Below are 19,602 nucleotides of genomic sequence, written 5' to 3' on the forward strand. Positions count from 1 at the left end.
TATATTTAACGATGAATTATAATCCAGATAAAGAGTTAAACCAACGGTTTACCAACTGAAAAAATTGGAGGATGATACTATGAAGAATAACTATCCACACGTTTTTTCCCCACTTTCCTTAAGGGGAATGACCATGCGAAACCGAGTTGCGATGATGCCCATGGGGAGCGATTTTGCAGGGCATGACGGCCAGTTAAGCGACGAGCATATCAAATACTATGAGTTAAGAGCCCGGGGCGGCACAGGCCTGATCATCGTAGAGAATATCTGCGTCAGATATCCAGAGGGCTCCAATGGGACTACCCAGCTGCGGATCGACAAGGACTGCTATATCCCCCGCCTGTTTACGCTCACGGAAGCCTGTCACCGTCACGGCGCATGCATGGGCATCCAGATTAACCACGCCGGCGCGTCCGCTATGGCGTCCCGCATCGGCATGCAGCCGGTCTCCGCATCCAATCTTCCTTCCAAGGCCGGCGGAGACATTCCGCGTCCCCTTTCCAAGGAAGAATTAGAAAGCATTGCCAAGGACTACGGCGCTGCCGCAAGACGCGCCGTTAACGCGGGGTTTGACCTGATCGAGATTCACGCCGGCCACTCCTACCTGATCAGCCAGTTCCTGTCGCCTACCATGAATAACCGCACCGATGAATTTGGCGGCTGTGCCAAGAACCGCGCAAGATTCTGCCGCATGGTCATTGACGAAGTAAGAAAAGCCATCGGGCCAAGAGTTCCCATCTCCCTTCGTCTCAGCGTTGATGAATTGGTGGAAGGCGGCAATACCGTGGATGACTGCCTGGAATACCTGGAATATCTCAACGATGAAGTAGATCTTTTTGATACCTCTTCCGGGCTGAATCCTTCGATCCAATACCAGATTGATGCCAACTATCTGGAAGACGGCTGGCGCGCTTATATGGCCAAGGCTGTCCGGGACAAGTTCGGCAAGCCCACGATTGCCATCGGCAATATCCGCAATCCCCAGGTTGCGGAGGATATCCTGGCAAGAGGCGATGCGGACTTGATCGGCATGGGCCGCGGACTGATCGCCGATCCTGACTGGTGCAACAAAGCCAGATACGGGGATGTAAGAGACATCCGCAAATGCATCTCCTGTAATGTCGGATGCGTAGGAAACCGTATCGGAGGCAACAAGCCCCTTAGATGCACCATCAATCCGGATCTCATCAATGGAGAATCCTATCAAAAGGCAGCCGTCAAAAAGCCTTGCCGCGTAGTCGTCGTAGGCGCAGGAACCGCTGGACTGGAAGCCGCCTGCACCGCGGCGGAGGTCGGATGCAATGTTACGCTGCTGGAAAAGAAGGATTCCATAGGAGGCCTTTCTGTAGAAATCTCCAAGATTCCTGCCAAGAAAAGGCTTGCGGACTTCCCTGCCTACTTGAAGCACCGCGCCTCCAAGCTGGAAAACCTTGAAATCCTCACCGGCGTGGATGCTACCTTGGACGTGATCAAGGAACAAAACCCTCAGCTTGTTGTCAATGCGACAGGCTCGATCCCCCTTCTTCCTCCGATTGAAGGGCTTCATGAAAGCCTTAAGAATGAGGAGGCCTGCGTATACTCTATTTTGGACATGATTGACCAGATAGACTCCTACCCCGAAGACATGATCGGCAAAAAAGTGGTCGTCATCGGCGGCGGGGCAGTCGGCCTGGATGTGGTGGAATTCTTCGCTCCCCGCGGGGCAGATACTGCCATCGTCGAGATGCTTCCGATGATCGGAAACGGGCTGGATGCCTCTTCTACCGCCAGCATGAAAGAATGTATGGAGAAGCACCAGGTCAGACAGATGACGAACACCGCGCTGATGAAAGTAAATCCTCATTCCTTCCTGGTAAAATACGATGGCAAAGAGGAAGAACTGCACTTTGATTATGGATTCGTATGCCTGGGTATGAAGGCAAACGCGCCAATCTGGGACGCGATCGCAGAAGGGTTCGAGGGTACGGATACGGAAATCATCAATATCGGCGACTCGGTCCGTGCAAGACGCATCATCGACGGAACGGACGCTGGCCGCCACCTGGTGTTGAATACGCTGGAGCGGCTTGGCTATCTGGACTAGCAAAGCGACAAACGAAAAACAGCATGGGAAATTGCCCATGCTGTTTTTCTAATCTTCTATCTAACTTTTATTTAAGTCTATCCAGCTGCTTTCCTACGTCCTTTCGGAATCGCTCCCATGCCTTCTCATTTTCCACGAAATACTTTGGACAATCCTTTCCGGTCACATCATAGTGGCGTATCACGTCATTTTCATCCAAATCGAACTTCAGACACAGCCAGGCACTTAATTCCACCATAGATTGATAAGTCTTATCGTTAAACTTCCCAGACTCATCCGGATGGCAGCACTCGATGGATACCGTGTCAATGTTCCGGCTGTTGGACGCATAGGCCTCCTCCCAGGTGGGAACGCACTGGACGATCTCTCCTTCCAGGCCTACCACAAAGTTGCTGCTCACCTTGGTCTCGTGGCTGTCTTTGAGGTTTTCAAAATAATTCCGGTTGTCCATGGCTGTCGCTCCGGGATTGGCGGTATAGTGCACGACAACGCCTGTAATCTTTTTCGACTCCGTTCCCGGCCTGGAATACGGGTTCACCGTCAGAAGTTCCACGTCGATGTCCGGCCTTGCCGCATCGATATCCTTCCCTTTCAGTTCCACATATTCGTCCGTAAACCAGGCAGGCTTGACAAGCCTCAGTATTCCAAATAAGACTGCCAGGACTAATAATATAAGAAGCCCCAGGCGGATATTACGCTGGATCTTTCTCTTTCGCTGCGCATCCGTTAATTTTCTATGGTAATTCCTCTTCTTTCTCATTCATACTCTCCGTAAACTTTTCATTCGTTTATCTGGTATTATCATACCATATAATCCGCAGCTTTTTATGAAAAGTTACTTATGATTTTCTGAAGATTCACAGGTTATTCCCCTTTGATAAACCGATACGCCGTTGTCGTCTCATATATCTCCCCGGCCTTTACTTCCGGGCCTTCAAAGTGATCCTTGTGCACTGCGTCCGGGAAATACTGGGTCTCAAAGCAGGCTGCCTGGCGCATGTTATAGACTGCCCCTTCCTTGCCCTTTTCATGATCCACAAAATTAGCCGTGTAGAATTGCAAGCCCGGAAGGTCCGTGTATACCTCCATGGCAATCCCGGACTCCTTCGAGCGCATAAAAGCCGCCTTGCGATACCCCTTTTTGTTCAGTACCCAGTTATGGTCATAGCCCTTGCCGAATTCCAGCGCCTCATAGGCTTCATCTATCTCTGCCCCTATAGGCTTTAACTGCCTGAAGTCCATCGGCGTGCCGCTAACCGGCACGATCTCTCCCGTAGGAATGGACTGGCTGTCTGCCCTGGCATAGGCATCCGCATCCAGCATCACTTCCTGGGCAAGCACGGTGCCGGATGCATGGCCGGACAGATTAAAATAACTATGGTTGGTCAGATTTATCAAGGTATCCGCATCCGGAACTGCCCGGTAATGAATCTTTATCTCGTTGTCCTTCGTCAATGTATACGTCACGCTGATCTTTACATTCCCCGGGAATCCCTGGTCTCCGGAAGGACTGTCCAACAGAAATTCCACATAGTCTTCCCCAGTCTTCCCGGTCTTCCATATTCTTTTATTGTAAAAATCCCTGCCGCCGTGGAGGGCGTTCTGCCCATCGTTACGCGTCAGTTCATAGGTTCTTCCGCCCAGCTGGAATACTCCGTTTCCAATACGGTTTGCGACCCTTCCTATCGTAGCGCCGAAAAATGCATTCCCCGCCTCATATCCTTGTACCTCATCATAACCCAGCACCACATCCAGAAGTCTTCCTTCCTTGTCAGGAACCCTTACCTGTACCAGCGCAGCCCCATAATCGGATACTTTTATCTCCATGCCCTTGCCATTCTGAATCGTAAAAAGTCTTGCCTCTTCTCCCTTAGATGTCATTCCGAAACTATGCGTCATCTCTTTGCCTCCTTTGAATTACAAATCTGAATTCCCTGTTTCCATCTGACGGCAGACGGTATTCCTCATGGACGGGAGCGCCCCAGCTGTCATCCCCTCCTACCCCCATCTGCGCGCCCATAATGCGTACCCAGGTATAATGAGGAATGGGCAGCTCCTCCAAGTGGGTGGCCATCTCCAGTTCATATTCGCTGCAGGGGAGCACGCTCTGCGCAAATGGCGCATCCTCGCAGGCAAAACGTATTCCGTTTCCCTGCTCATCCGTCACTTCCATCCACCGGACTCCCATACGGCCCGCGCACTCCTGAGGAATCAGGTAGCCGGATAGATTCTCGCTGGCCGTTCCTTCATAGACGCCAAGCCTGGCGCCTTCCATGCGGTCTGCGTAATTTTCCTCCGGGCCATAGCCATAATACCTGATCTTATGATATCTTTCTTTCAGGCGAAAGTCCATACTGAAAGCAGGCATATCCGCAAGTCCGCTGGCTCCCTTGTAAAGAGCATGGATATGGATCGCTCCGTCCCCGCTGACCTTATAGGATGTATACGCCTTTGTTGCAGGATTGGTGGGAAGCAGATGCTCAAATACTATGCCTGCCTCATCGTCCGCTTTGGATACAATACAATCGCCAGTCTTCTGGAACAAGCCTGCCGTCATCCACTGCGCCGCTTCATACCCGAAGCCTGCCCCTCGGTCATTGTCTGTCATCGCGCGCCAGAAGGAGAGTCTGGGGGCTCTGGTGATATACTCTGCCCCGTCGTAGCACAGCGAGGAGATTCCCCCCTCCGCCTTAGAGAACATGACGCTGAATCCTTCGCCTCTGACTCCGATATTCGCATCCCCGTTTATAATCTCCAAAGACTTTCTCTTATAGAATCTTTCCCCTTCGATCTTCTTGACGTGCTGCCCAAAACAGATCTCATGCCCCTTATTTGCCCAGGCCGTATCCTCTTCCAGCCGGACAGATACTTCATACACATACTCTCCCGGATGATCCATGCCTGGATACTTCATCTTCACATACCGGGTGGAGCCAGGCATAACTTCCTCTTTCATTTCCTTCTGAAACAGGCAGGTTCCCTCACGCATGATCCTGCATACAAAGACATAGCCCCCGGTGGAAAGGAATAGATTCTCATTTTGAACCTCAAATCCTTCTTCATCCGGCCTGACCTTTACATTGGAATACAGAGCCTTCACTTCCTGCGCTTTGGGCGAGGCCTTTCTTGTAGCGTAGACGATGCCGTTTGCGCAGAATTCATAGTCTGTCGGCCGGTCATCGTAATCGCCGCCATATGCCTGCACTTCTTCGCCCTGCTCATTCAGCCTTAAGAGGGACTGGTCGATATAATCCCAGATAAATCCGCCCTGATACCGTTCATATTTTTGCTCCAGCCGGGTATACAGCCCCAGTCCTCCGGTGGAATTCCCCATGGAATGCATATATTCGCAGCTGATATAGGGCTTCTGCGAGTTATGTTTAAGGTAATCTTCGATCTCGTCAGGCTTGGCATACATCCGGCTCTCCATATCGCTGATATGGCTGTATGCGCGGTTCCAGAACACGCCCTCATAGTGTACCAGCCTGGATTGGTCATTCCTATGAAAATACTCCGACATCGCCTCTATATTCTTTCCCGCATAGGATTCGTTTCCACAGGACCAGATCAGGATGCAAGGATGGTTCTTATCCCTTTGGAACATAGACTTCGCCCGGTCAAGGACAGCGCCCCTCCACTCGGGAAGGTCTCCCGGCACATGACAGGATGGGTCGCATGTCCCCATCTTCTGCCAGGAGCCATGGCTTTCCAAGTTGGCCTCATCCATCAGATAGATGCCGTATTCATCGCACAGGCGATACCACAGACTTTGGTTTGGATAATGGGATGTCCTTACGGCATTGATATTATGCTGCTTCAGGAACCGGATATCCCACAGCATATCCTCCCGGGTAATGGCGCGTCCTCTTCTGGCATCAAATTCATGACGGTTAATTCCTTTGAATAGGATTCTTTTTCCATTGAGGCACATGACATTGTCAATCAGCTCGAACCGGCGAAAGCCAATCTTCTGAGGGACCACCTCTATCAGTTCTCCCTTCCTGCTTCTAAGGCAGACAAGAAGGGTGTAAAGCCGTGGGATCTCCGCGCTCCAGGGCTGTATCTTTAATCCTTCTTCCCGAAATGCAAGACTTAGGGCGCCTTCCTGATTCTTCTTAAGCAGTTCCCTTCCCAGGCTATCCTGAAGGATCAGCTGCACCTGGCAGTCTGCATCCCCCAAAAGTTCTAAGGATACCGCCAGGGTTCCTCCTTCATACGCATCGTCCAGCCCTGCCTCCACGTGCAGATCCCTTACATGCGTCCTTGGCACCCCATATAAGTATACTTCCCGGAAAATTCCGGAAAAACGGAAGAAATCCTGATCCTCCAGCCAGCTTGCGCTGCTTCTTTTATATACTTCCACGGCCAGCTTGTTTATGCCGTCTTCCAGATAATCGGTCACTTCAAACTCCGCCGGCGTAAAACTGTCCTCGCTGTAGCCGACGAATCTTCCATTCAGCCAGACATAGAACGCAGTCTCCACGCCCTGGAAGGAGAGGAACTTCCGCTTTCCTTCCAGGTTTTCCTGCAGGGTAAAATATTTGACATAACTGCCCACCGGATTATAGCGGGAGGATACCTGGGGCGGGCTTAATTCCTCTGCTCCGTCCCAGGGATACATGACATTGACATACTGGTTCCTGTCATAGCCTTGCGTCTGTATATGTCCGGGAACCTGTATACAATCGAAGCCGTGGCAGTCATACTCCCGTCTGTAGAATTCTTGGATACGCATAGCCGGATTACTGGCATAGGCAAAATACCAGATCCCGTCCAGACTCTGCCTAAGAGGCATCTTCTCCTCCCTGCCGGTGTCTGGCATCTCTTCATAGAAAAAATGGTCGGAATGCGCTTCTATACGGTTTACCGCATAGACCTGCGGGTCTTCCAGCCATGAAAGTGCTGCTTCCTGCGCTGTCATATTTATTATCCTCCTGTCCTGACGATCCATGGGGGTTTAAAAAAGACGCCCGGCGGATGTTTCCCTTACGGACGTCTTTTATATGGCTCTTAACTATATCGCTTCTTTTTTACTCATCTACGCTGTAGTTTGGCGCTTCCTTCGTAATATGGATATCGTGAGGATGGCTTTCCTTCAGGGATGCGGAAGATATCTTCACGAACTGTCCCTTCTGCTTCAGATCCTCAATTGTCGGCGCGCCGCAATATCCCATGCCAGAACGTAATCCGCCCATCAGCTGGAATACCGTATCTTCCACCGTGCCTTTATAGGCAACACGGCCTTCCACGCCTTCCGGAACCAGTTTCTTCGCATCCGTCTGGAAATAGCGGTCCTTGCTTCCGTTCTCCATCGCTGCAATGGATCCCATCCCACGGTATACCTTATATTTCCTTCCCTGGTACAGTTCAAAGGTTCCGGGACTTTCATCGCACCCTGCAAAGATGCTTCCCATCATGCAGACATTCGCTCCTGCCGCAATTGCCTTTGTCATATCTCCGGAGTACTTGATTCCTCCATCGGCAATAACCGGCACCCCATACTTGTCTGCCGCCTCGTAGCAGTTCATGACAGCCGTAATCTGAGGAACTCCGATTCCTGCAATAATGCGGGTGGTACAGATAGACCCCGGTCCGATTCCCACCTTGACCGCGTCAGCGCCGGACTTAATCAGCGCTTCCGCTGCTTCTGCGGTAGCCACGTTTCCTGCAATCACCTGCAGATCCGGGAACTTGCTCTTGATCATGTCAACCGTATGCAGAACATTTGCGGAATGGCCATGAGCGGAGTCCAGAACTACCACGTCGACTTTTGCGTTCACCAGTTCCTGGGCCCGGTCAAGGCAGTTTGCCGTAATGCCGATTGCCGCGCCGCACAGCAGACGTCCCTGTCCATCCTTGGCTGACAGCGGATACTTGATCTGCTTCTCGATATCCTTGATCGTGATCAGTCCCTTCAGGTTAAAGTCCTTATCCACGATCGGGAGTTTTTCCTTTCTTGCCTTTGCCAGAATCTTCTTGGCCTCGTCCAATGTGATTCCCTCCGGAGCTGTGATCAGCCCTTCGGAAGTCATGGATTCTTTGATCTTCTTTGAAAAGTCTTCTTCGAATTTTAAATCACGGTTCGTGATGATACCAACTAATTTCTTTCCTTCGGTAATCGGAACGCCGGATATCCGAAACTTCGCCATCAGATTATTGGCGTCCTCCAGCGTATGTTCCGGTGACAGGTAAAAAGGATCTGTGATTACGCCATTTTCAGAACGCTTTACCTTGTCCACTTCTTCTGCCTGCTGCTCAATAGACATGTTCTTATGAATAATACCGATGCCCCCCTGTCTTGCCATCGCGATTGCCATACGGTGTTCCGTAACCGTATCCATTCCCGCGCTCATCATCGGTATGTTTAACTTAATCTTCTTGGTCAGGTAGGTTGATAAATCCACTTGGTTCGGAATCACTTCTGAATAGCCCGGAACTAAGAGCACATCATCGAATGTAATCCCATCTCCAATTATCTTTCCCATGATTATATCCTCTCTTTCTCTTTTCAAATTTTACGATTAACTGCTATGATAACCAATCTGCGCACTATTTGTCAACATATTTCGACCACTTTTTCAATTTACTTGCGCACGACCTTCCTTGGGGCCATCATATAAAATCCTTCTACAATCGTATCATTCGGTTCAAATATAATCTTCTTCTGCTCGCCCCTCTCGGATACTACAAGCGCATAGAGGGCGGCTTGTCCGCTCCCGGAACTGTAATTATAAGTCTTGGCCTTCTGGTACTGGCGTACTTCGATAGAATCAGCGGGTGCCAGAATCTCAAGATCATTGACGTTAGCGGAAAACATCCGCTTGCGCTTTGCCTTATTCATAATCTTGTCAATATCCAGATCCCCATTCACAAACAGGTACTCATACTCCACATTCAACCTCCGGAACATGAGCACATCCAGAATAACCGCCAGGACCGGCAGGATAATTCCGAATGGAAACAGAAACACGATCAGGACAGAAACGATCGTCACCGCAACCAGCGCCGCCTTTATTACAATGTCCTTCATGCCCGCCTGCTTCTTCACTAACTGTTCTGTATAATAGTCGCTCATCTTTTATTCCTCCACAATCTATACTGAATGCCATTATTGTACCATACTTTCAGACAAAAAGAAAACTCCCCGTCAGAGGAGTTTTCAAAAATTTCACACTTTATATATTCACGGAAATGATTTACATTACATCATGCCCATTCCAGCCCCTGCTCCTGCAGGCATTGCCGGTGTCTCTTCCTTAATGTTGGCAACGACAGACTCTGTCGTAAGCAGTGTAGATGCAACGCTGGTAGCGTTTTGAAGAGCGCTTCTTGTAACCTTTGCAGGATCCAGGATTCCGCTCTCTACCATATCAACATAGTTTTCTGTCAGCGCGTCGAATCCGTATCCCGGATCAGACTCTTTTACCTTGTTGATAATTACGGAACCTTCCAGTCCGGCATTTGCAGCAATATGATACAGCGGAGACTCCAGCGCCTTCAATACTACGTTCGCGCCAGTCTTCTCATCGCCTTCCAGGCTATCTGCCAATGCTGCCACTTCTTTTGCCGCGTGGATATATGCAGATCCGCCTCCTGCGATAATGCCTTCTTCAACTGCCGCTCTTGTGGCATTCAGGGCATCTTCCATACGCATTTTTGCTTCCTTCATCTCAGTCTCGGTTGCTGCTCCTACACGGATTACCGCTACGCCGCCTGCTAGTTTTGCAAGTCTTTCCTGTAATTTCTCTTTATCGAAATCAGATGTAGTCTCTTCAATCTGAGCCTTGATCTGAGCGACACGGTCAGCAATCTCTTTCTTGTCTCCCATGCCATCCACAATAACGGTATTCTCTTTCTGGATCTTGACGGATTTTGCGCGTCCTAACTGATCCATCGTAGTCTCTTTCAGATCCATTCCCAGTTCATCAGAGATCACCTGTCCGCCTGTCAGGATCGCGATATCTTTGAGCATCTCTTTTCTTCTGTCGCCATATCCAGGTGCTTTTACGGCTGCTACATTGAAGGTTCCACGCAGTTTGTTTACGATCAATGTGGTAAGAGCCTCGCCCTCGATATCCTCAGCGATGATCAGAAGCCTTGCTCCAGACTGTACGATCTGCTCTAACAGAGGAAGGATATCCTGGATATTGGAAATCTTCTTATCTGTGATCAGGATATATGGATCTTCCAGATTTGCCTCCATCTTATCCATATCCGTTGCCATGTATGCGGAAACATATCCGCGGTCAAACTGCATACCTTCTACCAGATCCAGTTCTGTCTTCATCGTCTTGGATTCTTCGATCGTGATTACGCCGTCATTGGAGACTTTCTCCATTGCATCGGCTACCATCTCTCCAACTTCTACATCGCCTGCGGAGATTGCCGCTACTTTTGCGATCTGATCTTTGTCCTTTACTTTGCTGGACATCTTGGCGATTGCCTCAACTGCCTTGTCAGTTGCCTTTTTCATGCCTTTGCGAAGGATGATCGGGTTTGCTCCTGCAGCCAGGTTCTTCATTCCTTCCTGAACCATTGCCTGCGCAAGCACGGTCGCTGTAGTTGTTCCATCACCAGCCACGTCGTTGGTCTTGGATGCAACTTCCTTGATCAACTGCGCTCCCATATTCTCAAAAGCATCCTCAAGCTCGATTTCTTTAGCGATCGTTACGCCATCGTTCGTGATAAGCGGCGCGCCGAAAGATTTATCCAGTACTACATTGCGTCCTTTTGGTCCAAGCGTTACTCTTACAGTATCTGCCAGCTGGTTAACTCCTGTTTCCAATGCGCTTCTTGCCTCAGCGCCATATTTGATTTCCTTTGCCATGATTACATTCCTCCTGCTCTTTCTATGCTATAATCTTTTTTCAAACTTCACTTCTTTATTCAACGATTGCAAGGATGTCATCCTGTTTTACGATGATATACTCTTCATCATCAATCTCAACCGTTGTTCCTGCATATTTAGAATAAATAACTTTCTGGCCTGTCGCGACATTCATCTTAACTTCCTTGCCATCAACTGTTCCACCAGGTCCAACAGCGATTACTTCTGCCTGCTGCGGTTTCTCTTTGGACTGTCCAGGAATCACGATTCCGGATTTTGTAGTCTCTTCTGCTACTAACTGTTTTAATACGACTCTGTCTCCCAATGGTACTAATTTCATATTTATTCCTCCTTAATATTATCTATATTTGTTAGCACTCATAAAAAGAGAGTGCTAAAAGACTCTAGATATAAAATAGCACTCTCTCGTTATTTTGTCAACAACCTTTATATTTAGTTTACAAGATTTTTATAAAATCCATTCTGAATCTGGAATTTTATGATTCTCCCAACCTTATTCCAATACCTTTCCCTGATGGTTCCGCTACATCCGATCACGCCCTTGGGCGTGTCGATCCTGCATTCGTAGATGCCATCCAGGGAGAAGACCGGAAGCTGCGTCTCATCTGATAACAAATATATACATTCTTCTTCCGGATTATACGTGATTATGCTGCAATGGTACGTTGCCTTATCAAAGAACCCTTCTTTCAAGATCATGCGGGTCATCCTGATATCAGCGGAACACTCCTCATACATGCCTGCTTCTCCCTTCCTAAGTTCAAATAAGGGTATCAGTCGCCCGATACCCCTTTATCCGTCTTTCTTATTTTGCACGTTCTGCCTTGATATGTTCCAGTTCCGTAAATACATAATCATTTACGACCTTGATATAGGTTCCCTTCATACCGGAAGAGCGTGACTCGATCACTCCGGCGCTTTCAAATTTCCGGAGCGCATTAACAATCACGGATCTGGTAATCCCTACCCGGTCTGCGATCTTGCTGGCAACCAGGATTCCCTCCGTGCCATCCAGTTCCTCAAAAATATGGATGATCGCTTCCAGTTCTGAATAGGACAGGGTGCTGATAGCCGACTGGACGATATGCTCCTTCCTGGTCTCTTCAGCGCTCTCCTCATTTACGGACCTGAGCATCTCAAGTCCTACTACCGTTGTTCCATATTCACTTAAAATAATGTCATCAATTTCATACATCTGGTCTCTCTTATAGATAAATAATGTTCCCAGACGCTCGCCTGCAATATCAATGGGGGTGATGATGGCCTGATAGCCCTTCACCGCCTCTTCCGAAAATCCAAGGGTCTGCAGGTTTACATTCTCCTTGGTGGATAAAATACTCAGCAGGCGCTCATTCAGCATATCGTCGATATGCCTCCCGACTTCCTGCTCCAGCAGTTCCTTGATAATTGGAACTCCCTCGCAATTACTGCCGCCCAGCACTTTTCCCTTTTTACTGACTACCAGGACATTGGAATCCAGTATTTCAGTAAGCACTTCGCAGATATCATTGAATACGACCTTGCTGGAATTATTATTATGCAGTAATTTGTTGATTTTTCTGGTTTTATCTAACAATTGTACACTCATTGCCATTCCTCCATCCTTTGATTGTTATATTATCATACAATTCCATAACATTCAATGAATTTCCTAAATATTTTTAATAATCTCTTTATTTTCCACATATCCGCATTGTTCATCACTGCAAAGCAGCTTATTTCCCTTTTCTACCATATGGCTTCCACACCTCGGACATTTCTTCGTGGATGGCTTCTGCCAGGACATAAATTCGCAATTCGGGTTGTCTTCGCACCCATAATATTTTCGTCCCTTCTTCGTCTTGCGGATCACCACATCCTTGCCGCAGACTGGGCAAGGCACGCCGATCTTTTCCAGATAGGGCTTGGTATTCCTGCACTCCGGGAATCCCGGGCAAGCCAGGAAACGTCCGTGTGGTCCGTATTTGATGACCATATTGCGGCCGCACTGGTCACAGATCACATCCGTAACCTCATCTTCTATCTTGACTGCTTCCTGTTCCTTCTCCGCTTTTTCGACGGCTTCCTCAAGATCCGGATAGAAGTTCTCGATAATCGTCTTCCATCCTACCTTTCCCTCTGCCACCCCATCAAGAAGGCTTTCCATATTGGCTGTGAAGTTCACATCCACAATGCTGGGGAAGGACTGCTTCATAATATTATTGACCACTTCGCCGATCTCTGTAAGATAAAGATTCTTATTCTCCTTGGCCACATATCTTCTGGCAATAATTGTAGAAATTGTAGGCGCATAAGTACTTGGGCGGCCGATGCCCAGTTCCTCAAGCGTCTTTACCAGCGCCGCCTCCGTATAATGGGCTGGCGGCTGGGTGAAATGCTGCTTTGACTCAAAACTTTCTTTGGCAAGCTTGGAATCCATATCAAGGCCTTTCAGCAGCACATTGCTTTCTTCCTTCTCTTCTCCTGCCTCCGTATATACAGAACGGAATCCTTCGAAGACAATCTTGGACGCTGCCACCGTAAACCGATACGTTCCTGCCGCGATCTTTACGGACGTGGTCTCATATCTGGCAGGACGCATCCTGCTGGCAACAAACCGTTTCCATATCAGCTGGTACAGACGGAACTGGTCCCTGGTCAGGGAATCCTTCATGGCTGCCGGCGTACGCGATACATCCGTAGGCCTTATCGCTTCATGGGCATCCTGGATGATCTTTTTATCAGCCCCTGCTTTTGCTTCTCCTGCTGCCACATACTCTTTTCCGTAATTAGACGCAATGTATTCTCTTACACTGGCGTCAGCCTCTTCCGATACTCTGGTGGAATCCGTACGCAGATAAGTAATGATTCCGACGGTTCCATTCCCTTTGATGTCAATTCCCTCATAGAGCTGCTGGGCAATCCTCATCGTCTTTGAAGTGGCAAAATTCAGCGCTTTGGATGCTTCCTGCTGGAGCGTGCTGGTGGTAAAAGGAACCGGAGCCTTTTTAATCCGCTCGCCCTTTTTAATGTCTGCCACGGAATAATCGGCCTGATCCACTTCTTTTAGTATCTGTTCCAGTTCTTCCTTGGAACGGATAGTCATCTTCTTTTTCTCTGTGCCGTAGAATTTCGCGGTCAGAAGTTTTTTCTCGCCTTCTACTTTCAAGTTGGCATCCAGCGTCCAGTATTCTTCCGGGATGAATGCATTGATCTCTTCCTCCCGGTCTGCAATAATACGAAGCGCCACCGACTGAACCCGCCCGGCGCTTAATCCTCTCTTGACTTTGGCCCACAAAAGAGGGCTGATCCTATATCCGACAATTCGATCCAGAACCCTTCTCGCCTGCTGGGCATCAACCAGATCCATATCAATTTCTCTTGCGTTTTTAAGGGATGCTTTTACTGCGTTCTTTGTAATCTCATTAAAGCTAATGCGGTAGGTCTTCTTATTCTCAAGTTTCAAGGCCTGGCTCAAATGCCACGAAATAGCCTCTCCTTCCCGGTCCGGGTCAGTCGCGAGATACACCTTATCTGCTTTTTTCACTTCCTTGCGCAGATTTGCCAGTATCTCTCCTTTCCCCCGTATTGTAATGTACTTTGGCTCATAATCATGCTCAACGTCAACGCCCAGCTGGCTCTTGGGCAGATCCCTGACATGCCCGTTGGATGCGGTAACCACATAATTACTTCCCAGAAATTTTTTAATTGTCTTCACCTTTGCAGGTGACTCCACGATTACAAGATAGCGTGCCATATAACTGCTTCCTCCATAAAAAACGACTTGCCGGTCTTTCACCGGATTCTTATATAATAATTTTTAGATACCTCTTTAATATATCCCTCTAATTCCAGAGTTATCAGCCTCTCCAGAAGTTCCTTCGGACACAGTCCAGTCTCTTCTAATAATTGGCCAATGCTCTTGGGGAACAAACCGAGACAACTATACACCATATTTTCAGGACTTTCAAGCATTTTTTTATTTTCGTCAGAATTTTGCCCCGGATTCACATTGCTGATTTCCAATTCCATCAATATATCTTCCGGTGACAGGAGAATCCCCGCGCCTTGCTTGATCAGCCGGTGGCAGCCCTGGCTTGCAGGGCTTGTTACGGGGCCCGGCAGCGCATAGACATCCTTCCCCTGTTCCAAGGCCATATCCGCGGTAATCAAGGAGCCGCTTCTTTCTTTTGCTTCTATTATAAGAACTGCATCCGACAGGCCGCTGATGATCCGGTTCCGCTCCGGAAAATATGCCGGCAGCGGCGGCTGTCCCGGACTCTGCTCCGATATCAGGCCTCCATTTTCCTGAAGGTCCATATACAGTCCGATATGCTCTCTTGGATAACAGACATCGACGCCGCATCCTAATATACCATATGTTTTTCCTCCTCCGTTTAATGAGCCTCTTTGCCCTGCGCCATCGATTCCTTTCGCCATGCCGCTGATCACTTGTACTCCTGCTTTTGCAAGTTTCTCTCCATAGGCAAGCGCCATCTGCTCTCCGTAAGGAGTGCAGCGTCTGGCTCCTACGATCGCTACGCTGGGAGAATCTTCTTCTGGGAGGCTCCCCTTTACATATAGTGCATAAGGCGGATTGGGAATATGCTTCAGCTTCTCCGGATATTCCATGGAAAAATAAGGAATGAACCGTATCATTTCCTTTTCCAGCCTTGCCCACCTCTCTTCTATCTTCTTATCTCCTTGCGCCTTCCTGATTGTTTCCACATCCTTCGCGTTCAGATACTCCTGAAAATGAAGTTTTGTTTCTTCTATATAATACACAGCCTTTCCGCTTCCAAAAGTTTCCCTTAGCATCCTCTTTTTCTTTGGCTGAAGCGGTTTTATGGATGCAAGCCAGTATTCATATACCACGATTTCTACCTCCCCCAATATTTCTTGTCTATCGTCCGGTAGCTGATTGCCTCTTTCAGATGATGCTCCCGGATTCTTTCGCTCTCCTCCATATCCGCAATCGTACGTGCCACCCGCAATATCTTATGGTAGGTTCTTGCCGTCAGACCCATTGCCAGATACGCGCGCTTCATCAGCCGTTCTTCAGCTTCCCCTAATTGGCAGTACTTCTCCAGTTCTCTGACGCCCAGCAGCGCATTCGATGTTATCCCGGTTCCTGCATAACGCATGTTCTGGATGTTTCTGGTCTTTACTACCCTCTTTCGTATCTCTTTTGAACTTTCCTGGGGCTTCCGGACGCTTAAGGCTTCATACTTGATCCGGGGCGCTTCTATACACAGATCCATCCGGTCCAGAAATGGCTGGCTGATCCTCCCCAAGTAATGCTGGATCTGTCCTGGCGTGCAGGTGCATTTTTCTAAATTCGGATAATTGCCGCAAGGGCATGGATTCATTGCGGCAACCAGTATGAAATTGGCCGGGAACACATAGGTTCCATGGCTGCGGGCAATTCGAATCTGCTTTTCTTCCAGAGGCTGTCTTAATACTTCCAGAACATTCTTTTGAAATTCCGCCAGTTCATCCAGAAACAGCACGCCTTCATGGGCCAGGCTGATCTCTCCTGGAACCGGAATCAGCCCGCCGCCTATCAATGCAGCCTTCGTCACCGTGTGGTGAACACTTCTCACCGGTCGGCCAGTAATCAATGGATGGTCCTTATCCACCATTCCAAGAACACTGTAAATCTTCGTGATCTCCATGCTCTCTTCCGGCGTAGGCGGCGGAAGAATGGTGGGAATTCTTTTCGCCAGCATGGATTTCCCGCTTCCCGGAGGTCCCACCATAAGAAGATTATGTCCGCCTGCAACCGCGACTTCTGCCGCTCTTTTTACTGCCTCCTGCCCCTGGATATCTCCAAAATCCACGGACAATTCCGCTCTCCCTCCGTCCATCTTCTCATCCTGTCTTACTTCTTCCTTAAGCGCCACCTCTCCATTCAGGTAATCACAGGCTTCTTTCAAATGCCTGACTCCTAAGATCCTGATTCCATCCACCAGAGCTCCTTCCGGTGCATTGCGTATCGGAAGGATGCAGGCGCGACATCCTGCCTTCCTGGCTTCCAGCAGCATTGGAAGGATGCCTGGAACCTCCTGAACCCTTCCATCCAGGCCCAGTTCCCCAATTACCAGCGTACGCTCCAGCTTCTCCCCCTCGATTTCCCCCAAAGCCGCCATCACCGCCAGGGCAATTGGCAAGTCAAAGGAAGCCCCCTTTTTTCTCACCGTAGCCGGGGCCAAATTCACTACCACCTTCCTGGCTGGTATCTGGATGCCTGCGTTTCGGATCGCTGTTCTTACCCTTTCAGATGCTTCCTTTACCTCAGAGGACAGATATCCTACCATATGGAACACGGGAAGTCCATTGCTTACATCCGCCTCAACATGAACCATCTCCACGTGCAGCCCTTGGATGGAGGCGGATAATACCGTATGAAATGCCATTCGCATCCTCCTTTCTCATTCTTGGTAATCATTGTTCCATAATCTGTGATATACGGCCGAAACGGCCTGATAGAAGCCAAAGGGAAAAGACTTGCCAGACTGGCAGTATCGTCTCTTCCCCAGGCGTGAATTATAAAGAATAAAAGTTCCATTGACGAGGAATCTCATCCGGCTTTCGCCCGTGCACCGCTTCATAGGCACTGCTCCAAAGTTCGGAAATGCTATCCTCGCCTTCTCTTAAGTCATCCAGCACGTAATCCGGATGCGCCGCAAAGTATGCAAGCACTTCCTGACACCTGCCCTCATGGGAAAGGGCCGTCAGATAATCGAATACGACCCGGCTTTCTGTCCGCGTCTTTTCCGGAAGTTCCTCGCAGATCCGGATGACGCTGCGGTATTCCTTCGTCTTCAGGATAAGCCGCAGCCCTTCTTTGACATAAGACAGATCCGCCTTCCTCATGCCAATCCCCTTTTCCAGCCAGTCCGCCGCCTCCGCGGACTGTTCCTTTTGCATCGCAAGCACCCCCAGGCCATGGCAGGCCCATGGGTTCTCTCTCAAACTGAAGGAATAAAGAAATGCTTCCCGGGCTGCTTCTTCTTTCCCATAATACAGATGCATGACTCCCAGCTGGTAGCTGGCATGCCAGTCCAGATCTTCTTCCTTTATGCACTTTAACCTCTCATAGTAGCAGGAATCACACATAAATTCGTCCGGCCTGTCCCTGTCCTCTCCTTGCCCAAGTCTTCCTTCCTTTAAAAGCATGGCCCAGTTCTCCAGGGATTCCCCCGTCATATGGTACTCCAGATGGGGCGACATAGGCCTTTCGCCGGCCAGATCCCTCCGGAGGACTTCCAGCGCCCCAAAACCGCTCCCTTCATACACGGCAATCCCCTTTCGTCTAGCCATGGCTCTTGTCTTTCTAAGCCTTTCTTCCAGCTGCTCTTTTTGGATTCTTGCGGCAACCTTTCCTGCAAGCGCGGCACTTAATTCTTCAAACCCCAGCCGCAGTTCTTCCGGCGGAACCTGGATGCTTCCATACCGTTCCAGCCATTCCCACGCGCTGTGGGGAGGCATCGGGATACAGCCATACTGGGTCTTTCCAAGGCCTGCCTGGATCTCCACATATCTGCCGGCATCCTCTGTCAGAAATTCCTGCCACCGGTCTGCTCCCTCCTTATGTCCCCAGGAAAATAATTTTCTTCCCCTGAGTCTTTTGGTAGAATACTGAAGCAGTCCATAGCCTTCCTGGTTCAGATTGGCTATAAACTTAGGACTTTCTTCCGGTATATGAAAGAAATAGTCGATCTGGGAAGGAATATTCTCGTATCTGGTTATATCGACTCCCTCCACTTGCGGAATCGAAACCTTAGAAACTTTGGCCTCCCTGCTGGTATATGCTTCTTTGGCCGGAACCACGATTCTTCCGCCTGCGTATTCCGGCGCCGCCATATTGCTCCACCAATACATCGGCACCACCTGGCTTCCCGAATTGACGATGCGCATCCGGCAGTTCAGGCAGGCATCCTTCTCCTCCAGCCAGAAATCCATCTGGTATTCTACGCCCCGGATTCTCTCGTATTCATACATGCGCAGCACCGGAATGCCCGCCTCCTCAAGCCGGGCCGTATAAAGCGGGCGGACAGTAAATGGCGAATGCCCGATGATGCCAGGGTTCCACTCGACGCCTCCGCTGAACCAGGCATTGCACGCTGCCAGATTGCTGAAGCGTATCACATCATTGGTGTACAAAAGGTTTTCCTGCCGCCTCTTATCCCAAAGTTCCCACAGCCTTCCTCCGTATTCCGGGAGAAAAACCGCCCGGAGACAGTCGTTTTCCAAAACAGCAGTCTTCACCCGTCGTTCTTTCAGTTCGCGGCTATATGCCTGGTACTGTCGGTAAGGATAAGCGTTCCTTCTGGTTCCATATGCTTCAAATATCTCATCCTCCTCATCCAAGTCAAACTCCAGATCATTCTGAAGGATCGCGCTTCCTGCAATATCCGGCACGCTGCTTTCCTCCCCCAGGCTGCATGCCCGCATTCTCTTTGTCTCAAATCTCAGTTCTGGCTTCATACCGTTCCTTTTCCCTCCTCTGTCAGCATCTGGATTGCCTGCCTCAATGCTTCGGACTTGGCAATCTTCATCTTCTCGCAGTAGGCATCCAGACGCTCTTTGGTCTCCTTATCCATCCGCATGGAACAGATTACGTCCTTATTATTGGTTCCTCTGGGCCTTCCCGGTCTTCCCATATTCCCACATCCTTTTCGTCATTTCC

Annotated in this window: 15 protein-coding genes; 1 reads left to right on the forward strand and 14 read right to left on the reverse strand. The window is 49.3% G+C overall.

Going from position 1 to position 19,602, the window contains the following annotated elements; translation table 11 throughout:
- Window positions 1–79 precede the first annotated feature (79 nt).
- On the forward strand, window positions 80–2,083 hold the full coding sequence (locus K0036_RS12165) for an FAD-dependent oxidoreductase (RefSeq protein WP_220429824.1): 2,004 nt from the start codon (window positions 80–82) through the stop codon (window positions 2,081–2,083).
- Window positions 2,084–2,150: 67 nt separating this feature from the next.
- Here the strand turns inward: K0036_RS12165 and K0036_RS12170 are convergent, their stop codons facing one another.
- The 14 genes from K0036_RS12170 to K0036_RS12235 form a co-directional block, all read right to left on the reverse strand.
- Window positions 2,151–2,843 (reverse strand): N-acetylmuramoyl-L-alanine amidase family protein, encoded by a 693-nt coding sequence (locus K0036_RS12170; RefSeq protein WP_220429825.1) that lies wholly within the window; start codon window positions 2,841–2,843, stop codon window positions 2,151–2,153.
- A 104-nt stretch (window positions 2,844–2,947) separates the two neighbouring features.
- Window positions 2,948–3,982, reverse strand: coding sequence for an aldose epimerase family protein (locus K0036_RS12175; RefSeq protein ID WP_220429826.1), 1,035 nt, complete (start codon window positions 3,980–3,982; stop codon window positions 2,948–2,950).
- Window positions 3,972–7,004: a glycoside hydrolase family 2 TIM barrel-domain containing protein gene (locus K0036_RS12180; RefSeq protein ID WP_220429827.1), complete on the reverse strand. Its 3,033-nt coding sequence runs from the start codon at window positions 7,002–7,004 to the stop codon at window positions 3,972–3,974. The genes K0036_RS12175 and K0036_RS12180 overlap by 11 nt, the downstream gene beginning before the upstream one ends.
- Window positions 7,005–7,113: 109 nt before the next feature.
- Window positions 7,114–8,568, reverse strand: coding sequence for an IMP dehydrogenase (guaB, locus tag K0036_RS12185; protein ID WP_220429828.1), 1,455 nt, complete (start codon window positions 8,566–8,568; stop codon window positions 7,114–7,116).
- A gap of 98 nt (window positions 8,569–8,666) precedes the next feature.
- Window positions 8,667–9,158, reverse strand: coding sequence for a DUF6106 family protein (locus K0036_RS12190; protein WP_004604769.1), 492 nt, complete (start codon window positions 9,156–9,158; stop codon window positions 8,667–8,669).
- Between the two features lie 126 nt (window positions 9,159–9,284).
- Window positions 9,285–10,910 carry a chaperonin GroEL gene (gene groL / locus K0036_RS12195; RefSeq protein ID WP_025643062.1) on the reverse strand — a complete coding sequence of 542 codons (1,626 nt, stop codon included), beginning with the start codon at window positions 10,908–10,910 and terminating at the stop codon, window positions 9,285–9,287.
- 55 nt (window positions 10,911–10,965) lie between these two features.
- Window positions 10,966–11,250 carry a co-chaperone GroES gene (locus K0036_RS12200; RefSeq protein ID WP_004604767.1) on the reverse strand — a complete coding sequence of 95 codons (285 nt, stop codon included), beginning with the start codon at window positions 11,248–11,250 and terminating at the stop codon, window positions 10,966–10,968.
- A 113-nt stretch (window positions 11,251–11,363) separates the two neighbouring features.
- Window positions 11,364–11,669, reverse strand: coding sequence for a hypothetical protein (locus K0036_RS12205; protein WP_025643061.1), 306 nt, complete (start codon window positions 11,667–11,669; stop codon window positions 11,364–11,366).
- Between the two features lie 67 nt (window positions 11,670–11,736).
- Window positions 11,737–12,519 carry a GTP-sensing pleiotropic transcriptional regulator CodY gene (codY, locus tag K0036_RS12210; RefSeq protein ID WP_025643060.1) on the reverse strand — a complete coding sequence of 261 codons (783 nt, stop codon included), beginning with the start codon at window positions 12,517–12,519 and terminating at the stop codon, window positions 11,737–11,739.
- A 63-nt stretch (window positions 12,520–12,582) separates the two neighbouring features.
- Window positions 12,583–14,667 carry a type I DNA topoisomerase gene (gene topA, locus K0036_RS12215; protein ID WP_025643059.1) on the reverse strand — a complete coding sequence of 695 codons (2,085 nt, stop codon included), beginning with the start codon at window positions 14,665–14,667 and terminating at the stop codon, window positions 12,583–12,585.
- A gap of 38 nt (window positions 14,668–14,705) precedes the next feature.
- On the reverse strand, window positions 14,706–15,785 hold the full coding sequence (gene dprA, locus K0036_RS12220) for a DNA-processing protein DprA (protein ID WP_220429829.1): 1,080 nt from the start codon (window positions 15,783–15,785) through the stop codon (window positions 14,706–14,708).
- A gap of 5 nt (window positions 15,786–15,790) precedes the next feature.
- A complete protein-coding gene (locus K0036_RS12225; RefSeq protein WP_025643057.1) occupies window positions 15,791–17,326 on the reverse strand; it encodes a YifB family Mg chelatase-like AAA ATPase in 1,536 nt (511 codons plus the stop codon).
- A 130-nt stretch (window positions 17,327–17,456) separates the two neighbouring features.
- Window positions 17,457–19,400, reverse strand: coding sequence for a DUF5107 domain-containing protein (locus K0036_RS12230; RefSeq protein ID WP_220429830.1), 1,944 nt, complete (start codon window positions 19,398–19,400; stop codon window positions 17,457–17,459).
- Window positions 19,397–19,576 carry a ribbon-helix-helix domain-containing protein gene (locus K0036_RS12235; RefSeq protein WP_025643055.1) on the reverse strand — a complete coding sequence of 60 codons (180 nt, stop codon included), beginning with the start codon at window positions 19,574–19,576 and terminating at the stop codon, window positions 19,397–19,399. Before K0036_RS12235 ends, K0036_RS12230 begins: the two co-directional genes overlap by 4 nt.
- Window positions 19,577–19,602 lie beyond the last annotated feature (26 nt).

The organism is [Clostridium] scindens (assembly GCF_019597925.1).
Classification (GTDB): domain Bacteria; phylum Bacillota; class Clostridia; order Lachnospirales; family Lachnospiraceae; genus Clostridium_AP.

Coding starts and splice junctions, on each gene's coding strand:
- K0036_RS12165 (WP_220429824.1), top strand. CDS start 80: ATGAAGAATAACTATCCACACGTTTTTTCCCCACTTTCCTTAAGGGGA.
- K0036_RS12170 (WP_220429825.1), bottom strand. CDS start 2,843: ATGAGAAAGAAGAGGAATTACCATAGAAAATTAACGGATGCGCAGCGA.
- K0036_RS12175 (WP_220429826.1), bottom strand. CDS start 3,982: ATGACGCATAGTTTCGGAATGACATCTAAGGGAGAAGAGGCAAGACTT.
- K0036_RS12180 (WP_220429827.1), bottom strand. CDS start 7,004: ATGACAGCGCAGGAAGCAGCACTTTCATGGCTGGAAGACCCGCAGGTC.
- guaB (WP_220429828.1), bottom strand. CDS start 8,568: ATGGGAAAGATAATTGGAGATGGGATTACATTCGATGATGTGCTCTTA.
- K0036_RS12190 (WP_004604769.1), bottom strand. CDS start 9,158: ATGAGCGACTATTATACAGAACAGTTAGTGAAGAAGCAGGCGGGCATG.
- groL (WP_025643062.1), bottom strand. CDS start 10,910: ATGGCAAAGGAAATCAAATATGGCGCTGAGGCAAGAAGCGCATTGGAA.
- K0036_RS12200 (WP_004604767.1), bottom strand. CDS start 11,250: ATGAAATTAGTACCATTGGGAGACAGAGTCGTATTAAAACAGTTAGTA.
- K0036_RS12205 (WP_025643061.1), bottom strand. CDS start 11,669: ATGTATGAGGAGTGTTCCGCTGATATCAGGATGACCCGCATGATCTTG.
- codY (WP_025643060.1), bottom strand. CDS start 12,519: ATGAGTGTACAATTGTTAGATAAAACCAGAAAAATCAACAAATTACTG.
- topA (WP_025643059.1), bottom strand. CDS start 14,667: ATGGCACGCTATCTTGTAATCGTGGAGTCACCTGCAAAGGTGAAGACA.
- K0036_RS12225 (WP_025643057.1), bottom strand. CDS start 17,326: ATGGCATTTCATACGGTATTATCCGCCTCCATCCAAGGGCTGCACGTG.
- K0036_RS12230 (WP_220429830.1), bottom strand. CDS start 19,400: ATGAAGCCAGAACTGAGATTTGAGACAAAGAGAATGCGGGCATGCAGC.
- K0036_RS12235 (WP_025643055.1), bottom strand. CDS start 19,576: ATGGGAAGACCGGGAAGGCCCAGAGGAACCAATAATAAGGACGTAATC.